Source organism: Pectobacterium polaris, from assembly GCF_002307355.1.
Classification (GTDB): Bacteria; Pseudomonadota; Gammaproteobacteria; order Enterobacterales; family Enterobacteriaceae; genus Pectobacterium; species Pectobacterium polare.
Genome location: NZ_CP017481.1, coordinates 4232049 through 4254156, shown reverse-complemented (window position 1 = coordinate 4254156; position 22108 = coordinate 4232049). Strand labels below are relative to the sequence as shown.

General features: G+C 56.3%; 14 protein-coding genes and 1 pseudogene. 4 read left to right on the top strand and 11 right to left on the bottom strand.

Going from position 1 to position 22108, the window contains the following annotated elements:
- Positions 1-88: 88 nt before the first annotated feature.
- The 5 genes from BJJ97_RS19145 to BJJ97_RS19125 form a co-directional block, all read right to left on the bottom strand.
- Positions 89-2116 carry a toxin-antitoxin system YwqK family antitoxin gene (locus BJJ97_RS19145; protein WP_227003542.1) on the bottom strand — a complete coding sequence of 676 codons (2028 nt, stop codon included), beginning with the start codon at positions 2114-2116 and terminating at the stop codon, positions 89-91.
- 218 nt (positions 2117-2334) lie between these two features.
- A complete protein-coding gene (locus tag BJJ97_RS19140; protein ID WP_095994983.1) occupies positions 2335-3252 on the bottom strand; it encodes an aminotransferase class IV in 918 nt (305 codons plus the stop codon).
- Positions 3253-3280: 28 nt separating this feature from the next.
- Positions 3281-4147: an amino acid ABC transporter ATP-binding protein gene (locus tag BJJ97_RS19135; RefSeq protein WP_226308688.1), complete on the bottom strand. Its 867-nt coding sequence runs from the start codon at positions 4145-4147 to the stop codon at positions 3281-3283.
- A 23-nt stretch (positions 4148-4170) separates the two neighbouring features.
- Positions 4171-4836, bottom strand: a complete 666-nt coding sequence (locus tag BJJ97_RS19130) for an amino acid ABC transporter permease (protein WP_095994982.1) — start codon at positions 4834-4836, stop codon at positions 4171-4173.
- 8 nt (positions 4837-4844) lie between these two features.
- Positions 4845-5522 (bottom strand): amino acid ABC transporter permease, encoded by a 678-nt coding sequence (locus BJJ97_RS19125; RefSeq protein WP_095994981.1) that lies wholly within the window; start codon positions 5520-5522, stop codon positions 4845-4847.
- Between the two features lie 150 nt (positions 5523-5672).
- Between BJJ97_RS19125 and BJJ97_RS19120 the strand changes: the two genes are divergently transcribed.
- The gene (locus BJJ97_RS19120; RefSeq protein WP_095995404.1) at positions 5673-7082 is read left to right on the top strand and encodes an MmgE/PrpD family protein; all 1410 of its coding nucleotides are present in this window, start codon (positions 5673-5675) and stop codon (positions 7080-7082) included.
- A 35-nt stretch (positions 7083-7117) separates the two neighbouring features.
- Here BJJ97_RS19120 and BJJ97_RS19115 read toward each other — a convergent pair whose 3' ends face one another.
- The 3 genes from BJJ97_RS19115 to BJJ97_RS19105 all read right to left on the bottom strand — a co-directional run bounded on the left by BJJ97_RS19115 (position 7118) and on the right by BJJ97_RS19105 (position 10229).
- Positions 7118-7951 carry a transporter substrate-binding domain-containing protein gene (locus BJJ97_RS19115; protein WP_095994980.1) on the bottom strand — a complete coding sequence of 278 codons (834 nt, stop codon included), beginning with the start codon at positions 7949-7951 and terminating at the stop codon, positions 7118-7120.
- Positions 7952-8268: 317 nt separating this feature from the next.
- Positions 8269-9531 carry a sensor histidine kinase gene (locus BJJ97_RS19110; RefSeq protein WP_095994979.1) on the bottom strand — a complete coding sequence of 421 codons (1263 nt, stop codon included), beginning with the start codon at positions 9529-9531 and terminating at the stop codon, positions 8269-8271.
- 8 nt (positions 9532-9539) lie between these two features.
- Positions 9540-10229 carry a response regulator transcription factor gene (locus tag BJJ97_RS19105; RefSeq protein WP_095994978.1) on the bottom strand — a complete coding sequence of 230 codons (690 nt, stop codon included), beginning with the start codon at positions 10227-10229 and terminating at the stop codon, positions 9540-9542.
- A gap of 153 nt (positions 10230-10382) precedes the next feature.
- On the opposite strand from BJJ97_RS19105, the gene BJJ97_RS19100 reads away from it, so the two are divergent.
- From BJJ97_RS19100 to BJJ97_RS19090, 3 genes are read left to right on the top strand one after another with little or no spacing between them, the layout of a single operon-like run.
- Positions 10383-11198 carry a MipA/OmpV family protein gene (locus tag BJJ97_RS19100; protein WP_095994977.1) on the top strand — a complete coding sequence of 272 codons (816 nt, stop codon included), beginning with the start codon at positions 10383-10385 and terminating at the stop codon, positions 11196-11198.
- A 26-nt stretch (positions 11199-11224) separates the two neighbouring features.
- Positions 11225-12307, top strand: coding sequence for an efflux RND transporter periplasmic adaptor subunit (locus BJJ97_RS19095; protein WP_095994976.1), 1083 nt, complete (start codon positions 11225-11227; stop codon positions 12305-12307).
- The gene (locus BJJ97_RS19090) at positions 12307-15384 is read left to right on the top strand and encodes an efflux RND transporter permease subunit (RefSeq protein ID WP_095994975.1); all 3078 of its coding nucleotides are present in this window, start codon (positions 12307-12309) and stop codon (positions 15382-15384) included. Before BJJ97_RS19095 ends, BJJ97_RS19090 begins: the two co-directional genes overlap by 1 nt.
- Before the next feature lie 58 nt (positions 15385-15442).
- Here the strand turns inward: BJJ97_RS19090 and BJJ97_RS19085 are convergent, their stop codons facing one another.
- The 3 genes and pseudogenes from BJJ97_RS19085 to nifJ form a co-directional block, all read right to left on the bottom strand.
- Positions 15443-16624, bottom strand: coding sequence for a mandelate racemase/muconate lactonizing enzyme family protein (locus BJJ97_RS19085; RefSeq protein ID WP_005969746.1), 1182 nt, complete (start codon positions 16622-16624; stop codon positions 15443-15445).
- 108 nt (positions 16625-16732) lie between these two features.
- Complete coding sequence (locus tag BJJ97_RS19080; protein ID WP_095994974.1) at positions 16733-18232, bottom strand: SulP family inorganic anion transporter; 1500 nt, start codon at positions 18230-18232, stop codon at positions 16733-16735.
- 185 nt (positions 18233-18417) lie between these two features.
- A pseudogene (gene nifJ, locus BJJ97_RS19075) lies at positions 18418-21929 on the bottom strand (pyruvate:ferredoxin (flavodoxin) oxidoreductase).
- Positions 21930-22108: the final 179 nt, after the last annotated feature.

Below are 22108 nucleotides of genomic sequence, written 5' to 3'. Positions count from 1 at the left end.
ATGAATCACCCGCATACCCGTGCAGAATCATCGATTACTGAGCGTTTCTCCTGTGTGGGATATCAGCGTTCATACTCCCATTTCGGAATCACGCAGCCTTTAGGGCCGGGGCGGTCTGTTTTCCGTTCTCATCGAAACGGGTTTCACAGCTGGTGGTCAGCCTGCCGTCTTTCCAGACTCCGCTGCTTTTGACTTTGCCATCGGGGTAATAACAGGCGCTTTCGCCCTGGCGCAGCGCGCCCTGATAATCTTTGTACTCTTTGCCATCGACCACCAACGGTTTGAAACCCTGCGAGCGACTAATGCATTGCATCTGGCCGTTAGGGTAATAGCTGATTTGGGTGTAGCTGTCATCGGTGCCGATACGCGTTTCATCCTGACGTTGACCGTTCGCATACCAGGTATTATTGGTTTGCTGGCGGTTGAACAGATAATCGGCTTCGGTGAGCGGTGTGCCGTCAGGGTTGAAGGTTTGCTGTTTACCGCAGTAGCCGCGGCCGCTCATCGACCGAGGGCAGTAATTGCGCTCGGTAATTTTGACGCCAGTGGCGGTAAATTCCTGCATCAGTCCGACTTCATAACCGTGGTCATAGGTCGATACGGACTTCGGTTTTCCGTCAGGGAAATTATAGATATACAGGCCGTCGAGTTCGCCATTGCGGTAGCCGCGATCGGCGCGCAGAGTGGTGCCATCGTCATAATATTCGACTTCACGGCCCTCCAGTTTGCCCATGACATAGTCAGCCTGATAAACCATTTTTCCGGCAGCGTTGAACTTCTGGTACAAACCGTGAGGAAGATTATCTTTATAATGAATGATTTGTGTCAGACGGCCTTTCTCATCACTCCAGCGCAGTTCTCCCTGCTTTATGCCAGCCATCAGTTCGACCTGCTGGATCTCGCCGTCAGCCGTCTTTAGTTTCCACATACCGTTAGCCACGCCTTTCACAAACGGGCCCTCGCCGTTTTCGGTGATCCACATGCCTTCAGGCTGGTCATCAACATAATCGCCCTTCGAGCGCAGCACACCCGCCAGACGGCGCTCGCTGGGGCCATGACGCTGTCCATTGAGGTAGGTATCGAAGCCACCCAGCTCTGGTGTATTGCCATCCATTCCGTCGGTGATTTCCCAGCGGCCTTCACGCTCATCGTCTTTCATCAATCCCGTTGCCGTTTCTTGCCCATCGCTGATGGTCCACTGGCCTTGCTGTTGTCCCGCTATATAGCTACCTGAACTGCCGAAGTTCTCGCCGACGGTGGTCCATTTTCCGTCAGGAACGCCACGCAGGAAAAAACCTTTTACTAAGCCATATTGTGCCGAGTAATAGACATAAGGCCCATTCTCGCTGCCGCTGAATTTAGCCGGGTCAGCTTGCCAACTTATGGCTGTCACGCGAAATCCGGGGGTTGCGCTATCTTCCACGCGACGGAAAGTTACGGTGAGGAATAAACCGTCTTTTTCCGCAAAGGTTTTTTTATAAGCGTAGACGTTGTCTGCTGGCTGTTTCGCAGCATGAGAAGGTGTGCCATCGTCAAGATACCAGCCGACAACGTTGCCCTGAGTAAAGTCGATGTTATCGAAATCGTGATTATCGAACTTAGGGTACTGCGCGCTGTAGTCATAAGGTGGAAGCTTGCCGAGTGCGCGTTTCACCAGAGTTGAATTGAGATCCTTATTCTCGCGAACCAGCTTGTCGAGAACCGGCTGTAAACTTAGCAGCGGAATATAGCTGCCGTCTTCAATGTAACGCCAACCGCGCAGGGCGAACTTGCCGTGGCTTTTACTCAACACCAGCGTGATTTGACCAGCCTGGTCTACGTCGGCATAAAACACGGATTCAATGGTGGAATCGGGGAAGGTACCGAGCAGGTGGGGAAGGTGATCGACACTGTCATCCTCTTCACTACAGAAGCAATAATAGCCTTTGACCACCTGGTTTTCCTGAATGAAAACCAGAAGGGCGCTGCTTTCGCGTGCGCCCGAAATGATCGGATGCGCCAGCGTTTTACCCGCGTAAAAAGGGTGTGCGGTGTCGTCCGGGGCGGCGATAGCCGTGCTGACCCCTATGACCATATTCAGTAGTAGGATGCCAAACAGTAACTTTACGGCTTTCATTCCCTGACCTGCTCTTTTGAAAAAGTGGCGCTTAGGTTACATGAAATGTTTCTGACGGTTAATATTTCGTTGAATCAATTCGTTGATAAACTTAGCGCATTAAACCGCCGCGGTGGTCACCCACGTTTACGTCGAAGACATTCAGCAGGCAGAACAGGGGCATAACGAGGTTATCGCGTTCTTCTGGGAACGCCTTGTTTCACGACGATGCACCGCTATCACTGCGCATACAAATACGCCTCATACCAGCGGCTGAGCTGTTCGGTTACCGGTCGGTGCTCGGGGTTAAATGGGCGGCCGTCCAGCGCTTTTACTGGGGTGATACCCGCCAGCGTGCCGGTGACAAAGGCTTCGTCAGCGGTGAGGGCTTCTGCCAGCGTAAAATCTTGAGTCTTAACCTTCAGCCCGTTGGCCTCTGCAAGGTTGATAATGGTCTGGCGGGTGATGCCGTTGAAGCAGTAGCGGCCTGATGACGTCCACAGTTCACCGCGGCGGACGATAAAAAAGTTGGTGGAGTTACAGCTGGCGACAAAACCGTGCGGATCCAGCATCAGCGCCTCATCAGCACCGGCCTGCAACGCCTGTAGCAGCGCCTGAATCAGATTGAGTCGACTGTGCGAATTCAGCCGCAGATCGAAGACGTCTGGCGTACTGGTGCGATAGGTTGAGGTAAACAGCGTCAGCCCGCGTTTTTTCGCCGCCGTATCGACGACTTTATACTCCGCCACGCACACGACCGTTGCGCCGCCGATAATAAAGCGGGGATCCTGATTCGGCGTATGCTTTTTCCCTCGGGTAATCATCAGGCGAATATGCGCACCATCGGTCATACCGTTGATGGCGAGCGTTTGATAGAGAATATCGGTCAGCGCTTCCCGGCTATGGCCGATATCCAGCTGGATCGTGGCGGCACCGTCGAACAGGCGATCCAGATGCGAATCCAGCGCAATCAGGCGGCCGTTAACCAACCGCAGGCCTTCCCATACGCCGTCGCCGCACACGTAGCCGGAATCAAAAATTGACACCACCGCGTTGTCGCGATGAACAAACTCCCCATTCACATACACCTGTACGTCGCTGTTACGCGGATCCTGCAAATAGGCCTGGCTGCTCTGGCTGGATAGTGTGGGTTGCATCGTGCTGTTCCTGAATGTGAATGATGAGTTAAAAGGAGCGCTCGGCAAAGCGGGCAAGAAAGGCCTGGGTTCGGGGCTGCTGCGGGTTTTTGAGTACCTGTTCGGCGCTGCCCATTTCATGGATCACGCCATTCTCGATAAACACGACGCGATCGGCGAAGTGATAGGCAAACCCCAGTTCATGGGTGACCAGCAGAAGGGTGCGGCCTTCCTCCGCGAGCGCTCGGATGGTGTGCAGCACTTCGCCCACCAGCTCTGGGTCCAGTGACGATGTCGGTTCATCAAACAGCATGACTTCTGGCGACATCGCCAGAGCCCGAGCAATCGCCACCCGCTGCTGCTGACCACCGGACAGGCTGGCGGGGCGGGCGTCTTGTTTGTTGCCCAGCCCGACCTTTTCCAACTGCGCTTTGGCGATGATATCCGCGTCATGCCGTGGCATTTTCTTCACCGACAGCAGCGCTTCACGCACGTTTTCCAGCACGGTCATATGGGGAAACAGATTGAACTGTTGAAACACCATGCCTACGCGTTCCCGCACGGCGCACAGCTGCTTTTCCGGGTAGTCGCGCTGGCCTTTCGCATTGGTTTTTCCCAGTACCACGTCATCCAGTTCGATAGTGCCGGCGCTGGGGATCTCCATAAAATTCAGGCAGCGCAGCAGGGTGCTTTTTCCCGATCCGCTGCCGCCGATGATGGCAATTTTTTCGCCGCGACGTACATCCAGATCGATCCCTTTCAATACCTCAACGGCACCGAAGCGTTTCTGGAGCCCGCGAATGCGCAGGACGATATCGTCGTTCAGAGCTTCATTTCCACTCAACGTACTATTTTCATTCAACGTACCGTTTTCATTCAACGTACGATTTTTATTCACACTAATAGCTTCACGCATAGCAATCCTGTGGCACTGTCAGACTAGGGGGTTGAACGGAAACGACGTTCAAGTCGTGCGGCAAGGTAGCTCCCCGGCCAGATCAAAATGAAATAGAGCAGCGCGACCACCGTCAGGATTTCCAGCGGACGATAATAGGTACTGCTCAGCAGTCGTCCCTGATACATCAGTTCGTTGACGGCCAGTATGGAGGCCAGCGAGGTTACCTTGGCCAGTTCGATCATCCGGTTGGTGAGGGCGGGCAGCATGTTGCGTAATACCTGCGGTAGAACCACGCGCCGCAGGATCACCGTCTGCCGCATGCCCAGCGCTTTTGCGCCTTCCCACTGTCCGTGGTCGATGGATTGCAGCCCAGCGCGGAAAATTTCCGTACAGTACGCGGCGCTATACAGCGTCAGAGCCAGCGTGGCGGCGGCAAAGGTACTGAACTGCACGCCGACCAGAACCGGGAAAGCGTAATAAAACCAGATCAGTTGGATCAGAACGGGCGTATTACGGAAGATTTCGACAAAGACTCTGGCGGGCAGCGACAGCCAGCGTTTGCCAAATACGCGAAACAGACCGAGAACCAGCCCCAGCGCGGTGCCTAGTACACCGGCCAGCAGCCAGAGTTCGAGTGTGACGCCAAGGCCTTTCAGCAGCACGGGAAGGTTGTGCCAGACCAGCGAAAAATCCCATTGATAGTGCATGATGTTCCTTACGCGAGCCGGCGATCTGCCAGCGACAGCCGTTTCTCAATATGTTGACTGAACAGGCTAATCAGCAGCAGCAGGGTGAAATACATCACCGCCACCAGACTGTAGACTTCCAGCGGTCGGTAGGTCTGGCTGTTGATCTGCATCGCCTGATAAAGCAGTTCGCTATAGGCCAGTGATGACGCCAGCGACGTGGATTTGATGAGTTCAAACGAGCGCTCAATAAAGGGCGGGATCATCCGGCGTAACGCCTGAGGAAGAATAACCCGACGCAGTGCCGTTGATTTCGACATGCCCAGCGCTTTTGCGCCTTCCCATTGCCCCGCGTGAATAGAGGAAATCGCGCCACGGTAAACTTCGGCATAAAAGGCACCGGACTGGGCGGACAGCGCGATCACGGCAGCGGTAAAAGGCGAAAACGTTAAGGGCGTAATGACGGGCAGGGCGTAGTAAATCCAGAAAAAATGCACCAGCGCGGGCGTATTACGATAAAAGCCAATCAACATCGCGGCAGGCAGGCGCAAGAGTCGCCGAGGCGACATTTTCATGGCGGCGAGCACCATGCCAGCCACCATCCCGATCAGTATGCTGGTGGCACCGATCTTTATCGTTCCCCATAGCCCTTCCAGCAGCAGTTGGTGATAGGGCCAGATGGCGGAAAAATCCCACTGATACGACATAAAATAGCGCCCCTGGAAAATGCATAATTAGGAAATACGTTTCTTATTTTGTTAGAACTGATGCATCTTAGCAGGTCGAAAAAATGATAAATAAATAATAAAACGTGGTGTTAATATTCCTTTTATTTATAAAAGAATGGCGGAATGCTGATGCCTCACGCTGCTGAACTTCCTCTGACGTTGCGCCTCGCGACCTTTGCCCACCGATTGACGATTCAGGACATTCCCGCCGCGTTAAGACGAAAAATCGTGCTGCATTTTATCGACAGTCTGGGTTGCGGTATTGCCGGTGCGAGTAGCCAGGTGGTGCAGGACTGCGCGCGCGTCACCCGCCTGCACTATGCGGCGGGCAACAACCCAGTATTGGATGGCGGCGCGCCGCTGGCCGCCATTGGTGCGGCATTTTTGAATGCGGCGGCGATCAATGCGCTGGATTACGATGATGGCTATGAGGTTGCCGGACGTGGTATGGGGCACCCCGGTGCCACGCTGGTTGCCGCCGCGCTGGCGGCACTTGGATCGCGCCCGATCGACGGCGAAACGCTGATCTGTGCGCTGGCCGCCGCGTATGAAATTAATGGTCGGATCATTCAGTCTCAGCAGCCGAGTCAGGCGCGTTTTCAACAGGTTTATGGTGTGTGCCAGCATGAATCCATCGGAGCGGCGGTGGCTTACGGATTGCTAACGGGATGTGATGCCGCAGGACTAGAGAATGCCATCGGTCTGGCGGCGTCGCTGACGCCGTTGCCTAGCTTGCACAAATACAACTGGCAGCAGCGGCCGCTGGTGTCTTTCAAGGATTACAACGCCCCCGCGGCGGAGTCGGGCGTCCGTGCCGTCGAGTTGCACCGTGGCGGGATTATCGGCCCAAGAGATGTGCTGTCCGGCGAGCAGGGATTCTGGCGCATGATGGGATCTGACCGCTTTGATGAAGCGGCATTGATTACCGGATTGGGAGAGGCGTGGGCGATCCAGCATGCCAGTTTCAAGGCCTATCCGGCCTGCCGCTGGATACATACCGCGCTGGAATCCTTCGAACGCGTACAGCACGAACTGGCGCTGTCGCCGCAGGCTATTGACCTGATTCGGGTCAAAGGAAGCCAGAGGCTGGCCGCTGATTTTATGGATGCACGGCCGCAAAATGCGACGGATGCGCAGTTCAGCCTGCCGTTTACGCTGGCGTGTCTGGCTTATCGTATTCCGAGGCATCGCTGGAGTGCGGACGATACCTTAACCAACCCAGAACTTCTGGCGCTGGCCGATAAAGTTCACGTCGAGGTTTCTCCCGAACTTGACCAACTGATGGCGCAGGTGCGTCGGCCGGTGTTGCAGGTTGATGTCGTTACGAGTGGAAAAGTGGTGAGCGGTGAGCGTATTGCCTTCCCGCTGGGATGCGCAGAACACCCGCTGGCGGAAAGCCGCATCATGGCGAAATTTACGGAGAATCTCTCGTCCCGATTTGCCCCAACAACGGTGGCGGAGGCAACGGCGGCGTTATCCGAACTGGAACAATGTCAGGATGTCGCCGCGCTGCTGACCCCGCTAATGCAGATGTCCTGAATCCGTTCAGGACTGTCGTTTTAACCGTTTCCGATTTATTTCCAATCTTCTTTAATGACCGACGGCACTTTGCTGACGTCCACGCCGCGCAGTTTGAGAGCTTGTTCATAGTAGTGCTGCGTCTTGCCGGATTGATACAGCTTGGCAAATTCGTCATTCAGGAAGTTATGGAAGGTCTGGTCGGCTTCTTTACGGATTGCCCCGCTGGTGCTGACCTCAATAATCGGCTTCGGCAGAATCAAATTGCCCTTGCCGACTTTAGCCTGTTGCAGCGCCAGCGCCGGGTGGAAATAGGACAGCGCATCGACCCGACCCGCGTAGAACGCCGCCACGCCTTCATCCATATTCGGGAAGCGTACCAGCTGTGCTTTTGGCAGACGTTTGGTCAGAATCAGGTCCGGGCTGGAGCCCAGCGTGACGCCGATTTTAATATCTTCCCGATTGAGGTCGTCCCAGTTGGTCACTGCAATGCCATCGCGAATCAACACGCCTTGCGCATACCAAAAGAAAGGCTGCTCAGGAAAATCGACCGCTTTTTTCCGCTCTTCCGTTGGGTCGAGCACCAGCATGGTATCGATCTGACCGGTTTGTAAGGCTGCGATGGCGTTGCCCCACGTGGTTTCCACCGTCACCAGTTTTACCCCCAGATCGTTTGCCAACTCTTTACCGATGTTATAGCCGATGCCGTCCCATTCTCCGGTCGAGGGATTTTTAAAATACCAGGGCTCGCCCTGTGCCACGCCGATGCGTAACTCACCGGTCTGTTTGATATGTTGCCACGTCGAGGTTTGTGTTTCGGCGGCCTGACTAAAGAAGGAGGCGCTAATCAGCGTTATCGCCATGAATGCCTGGTGAAGTGAACGTTTCATGATAATTACCTTGGTGATTGAGTTTTAATCGAGGCGATATATTTCGCTCATGCAGAGTAGCGAAATACTTATAGCGAAATTAGTTCTTTTCGCCTTATCTCATTCCAGATAAATATAACGATTCATTGAGAGAAAAATCGCGGCGGCGCGCGGTTTGCCCCGCGGTAGGGCGCGGCGTCTGGGGTTGTTCTGTTTATCTCGTCAGGTAGCCGATGAGGATTGCCACGATTTACCGTGTTTTCCCCCCGCGGCAGGGCATAGCAATAATTTCGCTATGCTTTTTAATAATAGGCAATTACCCCGCGGCATGCGGCGTATTAGATGCTACGGGGCAGCGTCATCACGATGGTAAGACCGCCGTGATGATCGTGTTCTGGCGTATCGCTTTCTGCATGATTTTCTGCGTAATTTTCCGCATAAGCAGAATTTTCAGTACAGGCATAAATCGTGCCGCCGTGTGCCGTGATAATAGCTGAGGCGATGGACAGCCCCAGTCCGCTGCCGCCGGAGTGCCTTCCACGTGAATGCTCGGCGCGCCAGAAGCGGTCGAAAAGCAGGGGCAGCGATTCTGGCTCAATGCCCGGCCCGCGATCGGAGACGGTAATCTGCCAGCACGGTACGTTTTCACGCAGCGTCGTTTCACGCACCTCAATCGCCAGATAGCGACCATCGCTGGCGTAGCTTAAGGCGTTCTCGATCAAAATAGAGAACACCTGTCCTAACCGTTCGCGGTCGGCAAGGCAGAAGTCGTGTTGTTCGATATGCGTCTGTGTCTGAAATCCGGCCTGTTCTAACTGTGGCCGATACCAGGTTAGTCGCTCGGTGATGAGCTCGTCGAAGTAGAAAGGGGTCTGGACTAACTGCAATTGCCCGGCTCTGGCTAGCGACAGAAAATGCAGATCCTGAATCACGTGATTGAGCTGTTCGAGCTGTTTGATGACCATCGTCAGCTGTGCTTTATCTCGCGGGAAGACGTCATCAAGCATGCCTTGAACGCGACCCATCGCCGCATTTAACGGGGTACGCAGTTCATGAGCCAGCGCCGCGCTGGATTCACGCAGCTCTCGCTCGTAGCGCTCCAGTTGTGCGGTCATGTTGTTAAAGTCGTCCGCCAGCGTCACCAACTCCATCGGTGCCTGCTCGACCAACTGCGTGCGGGTATCGAATTTCCCTTGAGCGACATCGCGTGCGGCGCTGGCGATGTTGGAAAATTGCTGTGACAGCGGTCGCGCACGCCACAGCACCACGACCACCATGGTGGGCAAGGCGATCAGTACCATAATGGCGAGCACCAGCCAGTCGCTGCTGGCAATATTCGGCACAAAGAATTCCGGGCCGTAATACTGATTGATAATCTGTTGATAGCGCGGGTTGGCGTAGTCTTTCTGTTCGCTTAATTGCTGAAATTCGGTCCGTATCTCGACCGACATGTGCTGCTCGACGTAGAGATTGTTGACGGCGAAACGCAGCCACATGAGGCCCGCGATAATGACCACGGCGGCAAGCAGCAGAGAAATAATGCGAAAGCACAGCCAGCGCCACAGCGACATTTTTTCTGACAGAAAGATCGATTTTTTCATCGCAACATTTACCGGAATCGATAGCCGACGGAGCGGACGGTGACTAACACATTGATGATGTCGTACTGATTGAGCTTCTTCCTGAGGTTGTGAACGTGGGTATCCACCACACGCTCCAGCGCGTCACTTTCCGGTAGGCTGGCTTCCAGCAGTTCACCACGGGTAAAGGCGCGGTTGGGCGCTTTGAGCAGCGTCACCAGAATGTTGAATTCGGTCGGTGTCAGATCGAGCACCACGGATTCTGACGGCGATACCGCGATGCTTGCCGTGACGGAAGTTGGGTCAACCGACAAATTTTCGAATGTCAGGACTGCATCTTCTCGGATCGCATAGCCGGTACGTCGCAGCACGGCCTGCACGCGAGCCACCACTTCCTGTGGGTTATACGGCTTGACGACATAATCATCCGCGCCGTAGCGCAGCGCACCGATTCTTTCCGGTTCGTCGCCGATGGCGGTGACCATAATCACCGGAATATTACTGCGTTGCCGCAGGGCGGAGAGCACCTCTGAGCCATTCATCTTCGGCAGCATTACGTCCAACAAAATCAAATCGGGTTTACTGGTCAGCGCCATGTGCAGACCCCGTTGCCCATCAGACGCGATAGACACCTGATAGCCGTCGCGTCGCAGATAGGCCTCAAGCACGCTGGCGGCATCCATATCGTCTTCAATAATCAACACCCGTTTTTCTGCCATCGCACCCTCTTGATGAAATCTTAAAAAACCGCAAAGCGTTTCTTGACTAAACGTCAGCATAATCCGCCACGATGCTGAAAAGCCAACACCAATCACGCTGTACCCGTCGGGGAAACGCCACGGTGCAAGATTACCGCGTAAAAGAGGGGATGTATGAACATAACAAAAATTATTTTATCCACCTGCCTGTCCGCTGCCGCGCTGTCCAGTGCGGCCGTTGCCGAAGCGGCAGAAGACGCTGCGCCTTCATTCTGGGGTGACCACACGGATGTTGTCGTGGGTGTCGCTGCCCAGAATGCGCCGCGCTACAGAGGGAGTAAAGATCGTCAAACTACCGCGCTGCCTGTGCTGACCATTCAACGCGGCGCGCTTTATATAGATTCTACGCACGGTATCGGCTGGCAATACCAGTCGCCCTCCGGTTTTTATCTCGACCACGCGATTGGTTACGACCTGGGAAGGGATGACAAAAACAGCCAGTGGCGCGCGGGTTCAAACCGTCTGAAAGGGATGGGCAAGGTTAAAGGATCGGTAACGACCACTCTAACGGCGGGGTATCAGTTTGCGCCCTGGCTGGCGCTGGAAGCGAGCGGCGAATTTGCGCTGAGCGAAAGAGATAGGGGAAATCAGTACCGCATCGGAGCAAAGAGCACGGTGTGGCAGTCCGCGACAAAAGACGATGTGCTGGCGCTGTCGGCAGATGTGCTGATGGGGGATGCCCGCTTTAATCAAACCTACTACGGCGTAACGCAGCAGCAGAGCACCCGCTCCGGGTTGGCGGCCTATCATGCCGGAAAAGGCGTTTACGGCTATGCGCTGGGCGCGAACTGGACGCATCAGTTTAGCCCTGCGTGGTCAACGAACGTCGGGGTAACCTCAACCTGGCTCACTGACAAAGTTGCGGACAGTCAGGTTGTGGAACGACGCAATGATACCGGTGCCACGCTGGCCGTTCTGTATGCGTTCTGAGGCTATCTGATGAGTGAGAGGACGTAATGATGGTCAGCCGTTTTGCTTTCTGTCTGCTGTCGGCCGTGTTGCTTAGCGGCTGTGACAGCGCTGATGATGCGCCCGCGTCACCGCCCGTCAGGCCGGTGAAAACGCTGGTGGTCATGCCGGCGATGAGCCGGGAACCGGTGACGTTGACGGGGGAAGTTCGCCCGCATGAAGAAACCGCGCTAGGTTTTCGGCTGGATGGTCGCATCCTGAATCGTCTGGTGGATGTCGGGGCGTCGGTGAAGCGTGGCGATGTGATTGCGACGCTTGATGCCCGGGACAGTGAAAACCAACTGCGCAGCGCGCAGGCGGATTTAGCCAGCGCAATCTCGGCGGAACGGCTGGCAAAAAGCAACTTTTCCCGCATGAAGGCGCTGGCACCGGGCGGCGCGATTGCGCGCGTGCAGCTTGATGAAGCGCAGGCAAATTGGGACGCAGCGGTTTCCCGCCGCGAAAGTGCGCAGGCGACGGTGAAAGGCGCGCAAGAACGCTTCGGCTATACGCAACTCACGGCTGCGCAGGATGGGGTGATCACGACGGTCAGCGCCAATCCCGGTCAGGTGGTGAGCGCCGGACAAGAGGTGGTGAAACTGGCCTCCCTCGGCGGGCGCGATGCGGTGTTTGATGTGCCGGAACGGCTGGTCAATCAGTCGCTTTCCACGCGCGTGATCCGCGTTTCACTGCTGTCTGAGCCGAGCGTTCAGGCTGAGGGGCGCGTGCGGGATATCAGCCCACAGGCCGATCCCGTTACGCGAACCTTCAGGGTGAGAGTCACGCTAACCTCGCCACCCGCCGCGATGGTATTAGGTGCCAGCGTGAATGGCGCGATACAGCAGTCCGACGCGGCTGTTATTGAACTGCCTGCGTCTGCGCTCACGCGGCAGGGAGATCAACCTGCGGTCTATGTCGTAAATACCACAACCCAGACGGTACGTTTGCAGCCGGTTAGTGTGGCGCGCTACAGCGATACGGCAATCTTCATTGCTGGGGGACTGGAGCAGGGCGATCGCGTGGTGATCGCTGGCATCAGTAAGCTACGGCCGGATGAAAAAATTCGGCTGGATGAAGAGGAGCGTCGCTGATGTCACCAGAACCGCAATCGACCGCACGCTTTAATCTGTCCGCCTGGGCACTGGCGCATCAGCAACTGGTCGCGTTTATGATGCTGGTGATTATGGCGGCAGGCGTGATGAGCTATCAACGTTTGCCCCGTAACGAAGATCCGGCATTTACCATCAAGTCTGCCGTGGTGTCTGCCGCCTGGCCGGGCGCGACGGTGAGCGATACGGTCAATTTCGTCACCGATAAACTGGAGAAAAAATTACAGGAAACGCCGTATCTCAATTATGTCGAGAGCTACACCCGAGCCGGGGAGGCGGTGGTTTTCGTCAACCTGCGTGATGACACACCGCCGTCTGCCGTGCCGAATATCTGGTATACGGTGCGTAAGAAAATGACGGACATCGCCAGTTCGCTCCCTGATGGCGTCAGCCCGCCGGCTATTAATGACGAATTTGATGATACGTTCGGAACGATTTATGGCTTTACCGCCGACGGCTTTTCGCCGCGAGAGCTGCGCGACCGCGTCGAGGATATTCGCTCGGCATTATTGAGCGTGCCGGATGTCGGTAAGGTCGACATGCTGGGCGTGGAAGAAGAACAGATTGTGGTGACGTTTTCTCCCCGACGTCTCGCCGGGCTGGGGTTAGATCCGCAGCAGGTTATCGATTCACTGAAAGCGCAGAATGCGGTCACGCCCGCCGGTATTATTCGCACCAAGGACGATAAGATTGCCGTGCGCGTCAGCGGGGCGTTTACCTCCGAGCAAAGCCTGCGTCAGATTACGTTGCGCATCGGCGGCAAGTTTGTCCCGCTGGTCGATATCGCCACGATTAACCGTGAAACGGCAGATCCGCCGTCGCCGACGTTTCGGGTGAATGGCGAGAAGGCCATTGGGTTGGCGATCTCGATGGCACCCACCGGCAATATGCTCAATTTCGGTCAGGCGATTCGCGAAAAAATGAATACGCTTTCTGCACAACTGCCGCATGGGATCGAAATGACGCGCGTGGCCGATCAGGCCGAGGTGGTGAAAGGTGCGGTCGGCGGCTTCGTGAAAGTGCTGCTGGAAGCGGTGGCGATTGTGCTGGCGGTGTCGTTCGTCTCCCTCGGCAGCCGGGCCGGACTCGTGGTGGCCGCCTCTATCCCGATTGTACTGGCGATGACCTTTATTGGTATGGAAATCACCGGTATCGGGCTACAGCGCATTTCGCTGGGCGCGCTGATTATTGCGCTGGGGCTGCTGGTCGATGATGCCATGATTACGGTGGAAGCGATGGTATCGCGGCTGGAACAGGGCTGGGATCGCAAACGGGCGGCGGCCTGGGCCTATGAAAGCACTGCGTTTCCGATGTTAACGGGGACGCTGGTGATGATCGCCGGGTTCATTCCGGTGGGGTTTGCCGCATCCAGCGCGGGGGAATACTGCTTTTCGCTCTTCGTGGTGGTTCTGATTTCGCTCCTGAGTTCCTGGATCGTCGCGATTCTCTTTTCGCCGCTGCTCGGCGTCTGGCTGTTGCCAAAAACGTTTAGCCACCATTCCGACGAACCGGGACGCTTGGGACGCCTCTATCGTCAGTGGCTACAGCGCGCACTGGCAAACCGGGGGATGACGCTGGCGATCACGCTGCTCCTACTGGTCATTGCCCTGTTCGGTGCGACGCGGCTGGAAGGCGAGTTCTTTCCGGCTTCCGACAGGCCAGAGCTGTTGGTTAGCTTGACGCTACCGGCGAATGCCTCACAGGCGGCGACGGAAACGCAGGCGAAACGGCTGGAAGCCATGCTGAAAAACGATCCTGACGTTGACCATTTTTCCACCTATGTGGGGTCGGGCGCGGTGCGGTTTTATCTCCCGATGGATGTGTTGCTGAGCCATGAGAATATTGCGCAGCTGGTGGTGGTGGCAAAAAATCTGGCGGCGCGGGACGCGCTGGCGGCCCGGTTGAATCAGGTGCTTGAGCGGGATTTCAGTAACATTGTCGCGCGGGTGTCTGCGCTGGAGCTGGGACCACCGGTAGGTTGGCCGCTGAAATACCGAGTGGCGGGGCCAGATAGCCATCGTGTCCGCGATATCGCACAGGGGCTGGCGAGCCTGGTGGGGAAACAAGCTGATGTGCGTGAGGTGAATCTGACGGCGGGCGAGCCAGAACGCACGGTGAACGTGGTGCTGAATCAGACCGAAGCGCGCGCCGTTGGCATCAGTTCGCAGGATGTGGCCAGTATGCTGGCGGCGATATTTTCTGGTTCTACGCTGACGTCGGTACGCGATGGCAATCGGCTGGTGGACGTAGTGATTCGTGGCACGCCGCAGGAACGCAGAGACGTTGCGACGATCGCCAATCTGCAAATCCCGATTGCGGAGGGGCGCTCCGTTCCGCTGGGGCAGATCGCGACCGTGGCGTATGGCGTCGAGGATCCGATTATTTGGCGGCGTCAGCGCGAGCCGTTTATTGTGGTGCAAATGGATGTCGCGTCGGGCGTGCGGGCACCTGCGCTGTCTGAAAAATTGGCACCCGAGATTGAACGCTATCGCGCCGCGTTACCGGCGGGTTACCACATCACAGAAGGCGGCGTTGCGGCGGAGTCTGATAAGGGCAATGGCTCCGTGTACGCGGTACTGCCGGTGACGCTGTTGGTGATGCTGGTGCTATTGATGATTCAGCTACAGCGTATTTCCCGCATGGCGCTGGCATTCCTGACCGCGCCGTTCGGCCTGATCGGTATTGTCGCGGCGATGCTGCCGACTGGCACGCCGATGGGGTTTGTGGCGCTGCTGGGGGCAATTGCGCTGGCGGGCATGATCATTCGTAATGCGGTTATCCTGATTGGCGAGGTCGATCTGAACGTGAAAAACGGACAGCCCGCGACAGAGGCGATTGTGAATGCAGCCAGCCATCGATCACGCCCGATTATACTGACGGCGCTGGCAGCGATTCTCGGCATGATCCCGATTGCGCATCAGGTGTTTTGGGGGCCGATGGCGTACGCGATTATCGGCGGATTGATGGGGGCGACATTGCTGACGCTACTTGCACTGCCTGCGGCGCTGAGTTTGCTCATGCAGTGGGAAGGGCGGAAAACGGAAAACCCTACGGTGTAGGTGAAACGTCGGCAGGCCGTGGCGCGACGAGTGATCGCTACGGCCTGCCGACACACCGTTATTGATCGACGACGGAACCGTCGACGTGCAGTCGGGTTTTCAAGCCGCGGCGGCGATAAGGGAAGCGGTTCTCCAGATCGTCCGCCAGCTCGATGCCGATGCCAGACTGCGTCGGTATCTCCATGAATCCGTCCACGCATTTGAAGGTGTTCTTCACCACGTCTTTCTTCCGCACACCGTTTTCCACGCCTGTCGCGCCAAATTTTTCCGACAGCGCTGGCTGGTCATCGCCCGGATATTCCAGCAGCGCAAAGTTCGGAATACTGACAGCGATCTGCAAGCAGGCTGCGGTGGACACCGGACTGAGCGGGTTATGCGGCACCACCATCAAATCGTTGGCTTCTGCCAGCGCGGCCACTTTTTTCGCACCAGTGATCCCCCCGCACATGCAGACGTCAGGGCGCACATAGGCGACGGCGTTGCGGCGAATCAGCATCGCAAACTCCTGCGGGTTATTCAGGCGTTCACCGGTGGCGATAGGAATATTGATTTTGTCGGCCACTTCCGCCATCGAATCGAAGTTATCCGCGCCGATAGGATCTTCAATAAAATAGGGATAAAACGGCTCAATACCGCGAGCGAACACCACCGCATCGGCGGGTTTCAGACGGCGGTGGATTTCGATACACAGATCGACATCGTTACCGACCGCTTCCCGATAGAGGCCGATGCGTTCAATGGCTTCGCCGATCTCTTTGGCGTGAGTGGTGAAGTAAGGAGTATCGCGTGATTCATCGAGAAATGGCGTGAGGTGACCAATCGCGGTAAAACCGTCGGCTTTGGCTTTTTTCAGATTGGCGATGGTTTCTTCTGTAGTGCGACCGCCTGCATGCGCATAAACACGCGCTTTGTCGCGGCAGCGTCCACCCAGCAGGTTATAAACCGGCGTATCGTAATATTTGCCTGCGATATCCCACAGGGCGATATCAATGGCGCTGATGGCACCCATGATCGCGGCGCCGCGGAAATGCCAGCAGCGATACATATACTGCCAGTGGTGTTCAATACGCAGCGGATCTTGCCCAATCAGATACGTGCGCAGTGCCTCGACGGCACCTTTGGAGGCATCGAGAAAGCCCCAGGCACCGGATTCGCCAATGCCCGTCAGCCCCTCGTCAGTGGTGACCTCAACAAACATATATCGATTCGCGAGAATCACGCGCACGTCGGTAATTTTCATCAATGCTTTCCTTAAGTTAGCCTGCTTAGCATTGAGTCTAATCACAGAGGCGTGCGGGTTGTCAACGCTGGCGTCCGAGACGGTAGCCGTCTTCGAACGCCGGATGACTTAGAGATGCCCCGACAGGCGCTGGTGGATTTTGGTGCTATGGGTATCCAGCCCGACGATTGTGACTTTTGCATCGTATCGATGATAACGGGTTTCGATCGCGTCGAGTGCCGCCACGCTGGAGGCATCCCAGATTTGGGCGTGCGTCAGATCGATGGTGACGTTTTGCGGGTCTTGCGCATAAAGAAAGTGCTCGAAGAGATCGTTACTGCTGCCGAAGAAGAGCGGCCCACGTACCGTATAGTGCACCGACTGCCCGTCTTCGCTCACCTGACGCTCCGCGTGAATGACGTGTGCCACGCGGCGGGCAAACAGCAGGATGGCAAAGATCACGCCACCCGCTACGCCGATAGCCAGATTTCCCGTCGAGACGGTCGCGACAACCGTCACGATGACCACCAGCGTTTCCGACAGCGGCATACGCTTCAGCGTCGTCGGGTGCAGGCTATGCCAGTTCATCGTTTTCAGCGCGACGATCATCATAATGCCCGCCAGCACCACCATCGGAATCTTCGCCATGATGTCGCTCAGCCCCGTCACCAGCAGCAACAGCACCAGCGCGGCGGCGAGGGTGGAAATACGCGTGCGCGCTTTACCCAACTCCACGTTGACCACGGTCTGCCCGATCATCGCGCACCCGGCAATGCCGCCATAAAATCCCGCGAAGATATTGGAAATGCCGAGCCCCCAGCATTCGCGACGCTTGCTGGAGGGCGTATCCGTGATGTCGTCGACCAGTTTGGCGGTTAACAGCGATTCCATCAGCCCGACAAACGCGATACTCAGCGCGGTCGGCCAGATGATGTGCAGCGTTTCAAAATTGAACGGCACCAGCCACTGGGTGAAACCCGGCAATCCAGGCTGCATAGGGCCAGCATCGCCGACGTTAGGCACCGTGATACCAGTAAATAGGGCAATCGCGGTCACCGTCACAATGGCAACCAGTGGCGCGGGAATGCTTTTCACCACATAAGGCAGCAGCAGAACAATCGCGAGCGTCAGCGCAAACAGCAGCCAGACGAGTGAGGATTGCCCGTAAATATGCGGCACCTGCGCGGCAAAAATCAGGATGCCCAGCGCATTCACGAAACCGATCATTACCGAGCGCGGAATGTAGCGCATCATCCTTGCCAGCCCGGCCAATCCAAACAGGATCTGGATGATCCCTGCCATGATCACCGCTGGCAGAATATAGGCCACGCCGTGCGCGTGTACCATCGGGCCAATAACCAGCGCCACGGCACCCGCCGCCGCGGTCACCATTGCTGGTCTGCCGCCGAGAAAGGACATGGTGAAACACAGCACGATGGAGGCGAACAGGCTGACTTTGGGGTCAACCCCCGCAATGATGGAAAATGAAATCACCTCTGGGATAAGTGCCAGTGCGGTGATGGTGCCTGCCAAAACCTCGCGCATCAGCAGCGAGGGCGAGCGTAATACAGCAAGCGTTGACGTCGCAGAAGGCGCTGGCGTCGGCGTGGCGTCGGGTGATGAAATCATAGGTGCAGGCTCTTACTTTTTCTTATTTATCGGTCAATGACGAAAGGCGGGAGAGGATAAATTATCGGCAGTATAAAAGATACTGTCCGTCATCAGCAGGCAAGGAAAAGTCAGTAGGGAAACGAAGGGGCGGATAGCGCGTTGTTCTATCCGCCCGCTCGTTGTTTTTTCTGCTCTTGCGACGATCAGCCGCCCGCTAAACGTCGGTAACGTTCATATCGCTCTTTGGCATCCCGTTCGGTTTGCTCAAACAGGCTATTGGCGATGGCAGGATGCTGACGTTTTAAGGACGCATAGCGGACTTCGCCCATCAGGAAATCCTGGAAACTCTCTTCCGGCTCGTCCGAGTCGAGCGAGAAGGGATTTTTCCCCTTATCCACCCGCTGTGGATCGAAGCGATACAAATGCCAGTAACCGGCATCCACGGCGCGCTGGGTTTCACGCTGGCTGCACCCCATTCCGGCTTTCAAGCCGTGATTAATACAGGCGGCGTAGGCAATGATCAACGACGGGCCCGGCCAGGCTTCCGCTTCCGCCATCGCGCGTAGGGTTTGTGTCTTATCCGCGCCCATAGCGATCTGTGCCACGTACACGTTGCCGTAGCTCATGGCCATCATGCCGAGATCTTTTTTGCGCGTGCGCTTCCCTTCGGCGGCAAATTTGGCGATGGCGGCTACCGGTGTGGATTTGGACGATTGCCCGCCCGTGTTGGAATACACTTCGGTGTCAAACACCAGCACATTGATGTCTTCGCCGGAGGCCAGCACATGGTCTAGCCCACCATAACCAATATCGTATGCCCAACCATCGCCACCGAAGACCCACTGCGAAGGCTTGGTCAGGTAGTCACGGTTATGGTAGATATGGATAAGCAGGGGATCGTTACCGTGCTCTTCTGCCAGCATATCGATCACCGCATCGGCGCGTTCCCGTGAACCTTCGCCGCGATCTTTTAGTTCCAGCCAGTTGCTGAGTGCGGTATTCAACGCGGGGGTAATGGGTAAGGCCAGCGCAGCGTGAACATCCTTGGCAAGCTGATCGCGGATGGCGCGGCTCCCCAGCAGCATACCCAGACCAAACTCGGCGTTGTCCTCGAACAGTGAGTTAGCCCAGGCAGGGCCTTGCCCTTTATGGTTGGTGGTATAAGGAATCGAAGGGGCGCTGGCTCCCCAAATAGAGGAGCATCCGGTGGCGTTTGCCACCAGCATGCGATCGCCGAATAGCTGAGTCAACAGCTTGGCATAGGGCGTTTCGCCACAGCCCGCGCACGCGCCGGAAAATTCCAGCAGGGGCGTTTCAAACTGGCTGCCTTTTACCGAGATTTTGTTAAACGGGTTACCTTTTGGCGCAAGGGAAAGCACATGTTCCCAGAGCGGAACCTGATGACGTTGGCTATCGAGCGGCTGCATTGCCAGTGCTTTGCCGCGTGACGGACAAATATCGACACAGTTGCCGCAGCCGGAGCAATCCAACGGCGACACGGCTAGATGATACTCGTAGGCTTTTGCTCCCTGAGCCACCTTACTGAGCAGCGCCGTCGGGGCGTTACTTCGCTCTTCCTGACTGAGTAACGCGGGGCGAATGGCGGCATGAGGGCAGATAAAGGCGCACTGGTTACATTGAGTACAGCCTTCGGGTTGCCACTCGGGCACCTGAATCGCGATACCGCGTTTCTCATAGGCGGCCGTACCGAGAGGGAAGGTGCCATCCTCCATGCCGATAAAGGCGCTGACGGGCAGGCTGTCTCCCTCCTGACGATTCATCGGTTCCAGAATGTGGCGGATAAAATCGGGCAGGGCGCGTGCCGCTTTCTCCTCCACCTCCGGCAGCGTTGCCCAGGCGGCGGGGATGATCACTTCGGCTAGCGCCTGCATCCCCTCGTCTATCGCGGCGCTATTCATATCCACTATGTTTTGGCCTTTACTGCCATAGGATTTAACGACCGCCGCTTTCAGATAGTCGGCGGCGGTTTCTGGCGCAATGATCGCAGCCAGCTTGAAGAATGCCGCCTGCATAATCATGTTAAAACGGCCTCCCAATCCAAGACGCTGGGCAATCTCGACCGCGTTGAGGGTGTAGAAACGGATGGCGTGCTGCGCCAGATAGCGTTTCATGGCGTTGGGCAACTTCACGTCCAGTTCTTCCGCCGTCCAGGCGCAGTTCAGTAAAAACGTCCCGCCCGGTTTTAGCCCCACCAGTAAATCGTATTTCTCCACGTAGCTTTGTTGCGAGCAGGCGATGAAATCCGCGTGGTGAATCAGGTAAGGGGAGGTAATCGGGCTCTGACCAAAGCGCAGATGGGAGACGGTAATCCCGCCCGATTTCTTCGAATCATAGGAAAAATAGGCTTGAGCATAGAGCGAGGTGTGATCGCCAATAATCTTGATGGCGCTTTTGTTGGCGCCGACGGTGCCATCGGAACCCAGCCCCCAAAATTTACATGCGGTCGTTCCCGCCTTCGAGGTGTTGATCGACGCCGTTGAAACTGGCAGTGAGGTGTGGGTCACGTCGTCGATAATCCCCACGGTAAAGCCATCCTGCGGTAACGGGCGCTTGAGGTTATCGAATACGGCAACCACGTGAGCTGGCAGCATATCCTTTCCCCCAACGCGTAGCGCCCCCCGACAATCAGCGGCGGTTGCTCGTGGCGATAATAGGCGTTTCTTACATCGAGGCATAAGGGCTCCGCCTGAGCCCCCGGCTCTTTGGTGCGGTCGAGTACCGCGATGCGTTGCACGGTTTTCGGGATGTGGGCAAAGAAATGTGACAGTGAAAAGGGACGATAGAGATGTACCGTCAGCAGCCCCACTTTCTCGCCTTGTTGATTCAGATAGTCGACCGTTTCCTGAATGGTCTCGCATACCGACCCCATTGCGATAATCAGCCGTTCCGCATCCGGTGCGCCATGATAATTAAACAGATGATATTCACGTCCGGTGAGCTGGGTGATTTGCGCCATATAGCCTTCGACCATCTCCGGCAGCGCATCATAGAAGCGGTTCACGGCTTCGCGTTCTTGAAAGTAAATATCCGGGTTTTGGGCGGTTCCCCGAATGACTGGATGATCGGGATTCAGGGCGCGACGGCGAAAGGCATCCAGCGCATCGCGATCCAGCAGCGGTGCCAACTCTTCATACTCCAACAGTTCGATCTTTTGGATCTCGTGTGAGGTGCGAAAGCCATCGAAGAAGTTGATGAAGGGGACGCGGCCTTTGATGGCGGTCAGGTGTGCCACGGCGGACAGGTCCATCACCTGTTGCACGCTGCTCTCCGCCAGCATGGCGCAGCCCGTTTGCCGTACTGCCATGACATCCTGATGGTCGCCAAAAATGTTCAGCGAGTTGGCCGCCAGCGCGCGGGCGCTGACGTGAAACACGCCCGGCAGCAGTTCGCCGGCAATTTTGTACAAATTGGGGATCATCAACAGCAATCCCTGCGAGGCGGTGTAGGTAGTGGTCAAGGCTCCGACTTGCAGGGCACCGTGCACCGCGCCAGCCGCACCGGCTTCGGACTGCATTTCTATCAGACGAACCGGTTGACCGAACAGGTTCTTTTTCCCCTGAGCGCTCCATTCGTCTACGTTTTCCGCCATTGGCGTGGAGGGGGTGATGGGATAGATGGCTGCCACATCGGTGAAGGCGTAAGAGATATACGCCGCAGCGGCATTCCCATCCATCGTTTTCATTTTACGGGTCATGCGGGATTCCTCTTTATTTGGCGTGGATGAAAAGTCGGGCACAGGCGATAACGGAGCAACGACGGCCTGTACCGCTTCTTCACCGTCTCAGCGAGTCAGTAGCACAGCCTGTGCCATTTCACGGCACTGAGAAAATGATATTAATTTTTAACGAGTTATCTTCATGTGTCGTTGTGTGC

Excerpts from the sequence above, each read along its gene's own strand:
- BJJ97_RS19105 (WP_095994978.1), bottom strand. The coding sequence starts at position 10,229 with ATGGCAGAAAAACGGGTGTTGATTATTGAAGACGATATGGATGCCGCC.
- BJJ97_RS19090 (WP_095994975.1), top strand. The coding sequence starts at position 12,307 with ATGTCACCAGAACCGCAATCGACCGCACGCTTTAATCTGTCCGCCTGG.
- BJJ97_RS19140 (WP_095994983.1), bottom strand. The coding sequence starts at position 3,252 with ATGCAACCCACACTATCCAGCCAGAGCAGCCAGGCCTATTTGCAGGAT.
- BJJ97_RS19135 (WP_226308688.1), bottom strand. The coding sequence starts at position 4,147 with ATGCGTGAAGCTATTAGTGTGAATAAAAATCGTACGTTGAATGAAAAC.
- BJJ97_RS19120 (WP_095995404.1), top strand. The coding sequence starts at position 5,673 with ATGCCTCACGCTGCTGAACTTCCTCTGACGTTGCGCCTCGCGACCTTT.
- BJJ97_RS19100 (WP_095994977.1), top strand. The coding sequence starts at position 10,383 with ATGAACATAACAAAAATTATTTTATCCACCTGCCTGTCCGCTGCCGCG.
- BJJ97_RS19125 (WP_095994981.1), bottom strand. The coding sequence starts at position 5,522 with ATGTCGTATCAGTGGGATTTTTCCGCCATCTGGCCCTATCACCAACTG.
- BJJ97_RS19115 (WP_095994980.1), bottom strand. The coding sequence starts at position 7,951 with ATGAAACGTTCACTTCACCAGGCATTCATGGCGATAACGCTGATTAGC.
- BJJ97_RS19080 (WP_095994974.1), bottom strand. The coding sequence starts at position 18,232 with ATGATTTCATCACCCGACGCCACGCCGACGCCAGCGCCTTCTGCGACG.
- BJJ97_RS19130 (WP_095994982.1), bottom strand. The coding sequence starts at position 4,836 with ATGCACTATCAATGGGATTTTTCGCTGGTCTGGCACAACCTTCCCGTG.
- BJJ97_RS19085 (WP_005969746.1), bottom strand. The coding sequence starts at position 16,624 with ATGAAAATTACCGACGTGCGCGTGATTCTCGCGAATCGATATATGTTT.
- BJJ97_RS19110 (WP_095994979.1), bottom strand. The coding sequence starts at position 9,531 with ATGAAAAAATCGATCTTTCTGTCAGAAAAAATGTCGCTGTGGCGCTGG.
- BJJ97_RS19095 (WP_095994976.1), top strand. The coding sequence starts at position 11,225 with ATGATGGTCAGCCGTTTTGCTTTCTGTCTGCTGTCGGCCGTGTTGCTT.
- BJJ97_RS19145 (WP_227003542.1), bottom strand. The coding sequence starts at position 2,116 with ATGAAAGCCGTAAAGTTACTGTTTGGCATCCTACTACTGAATATGGTC.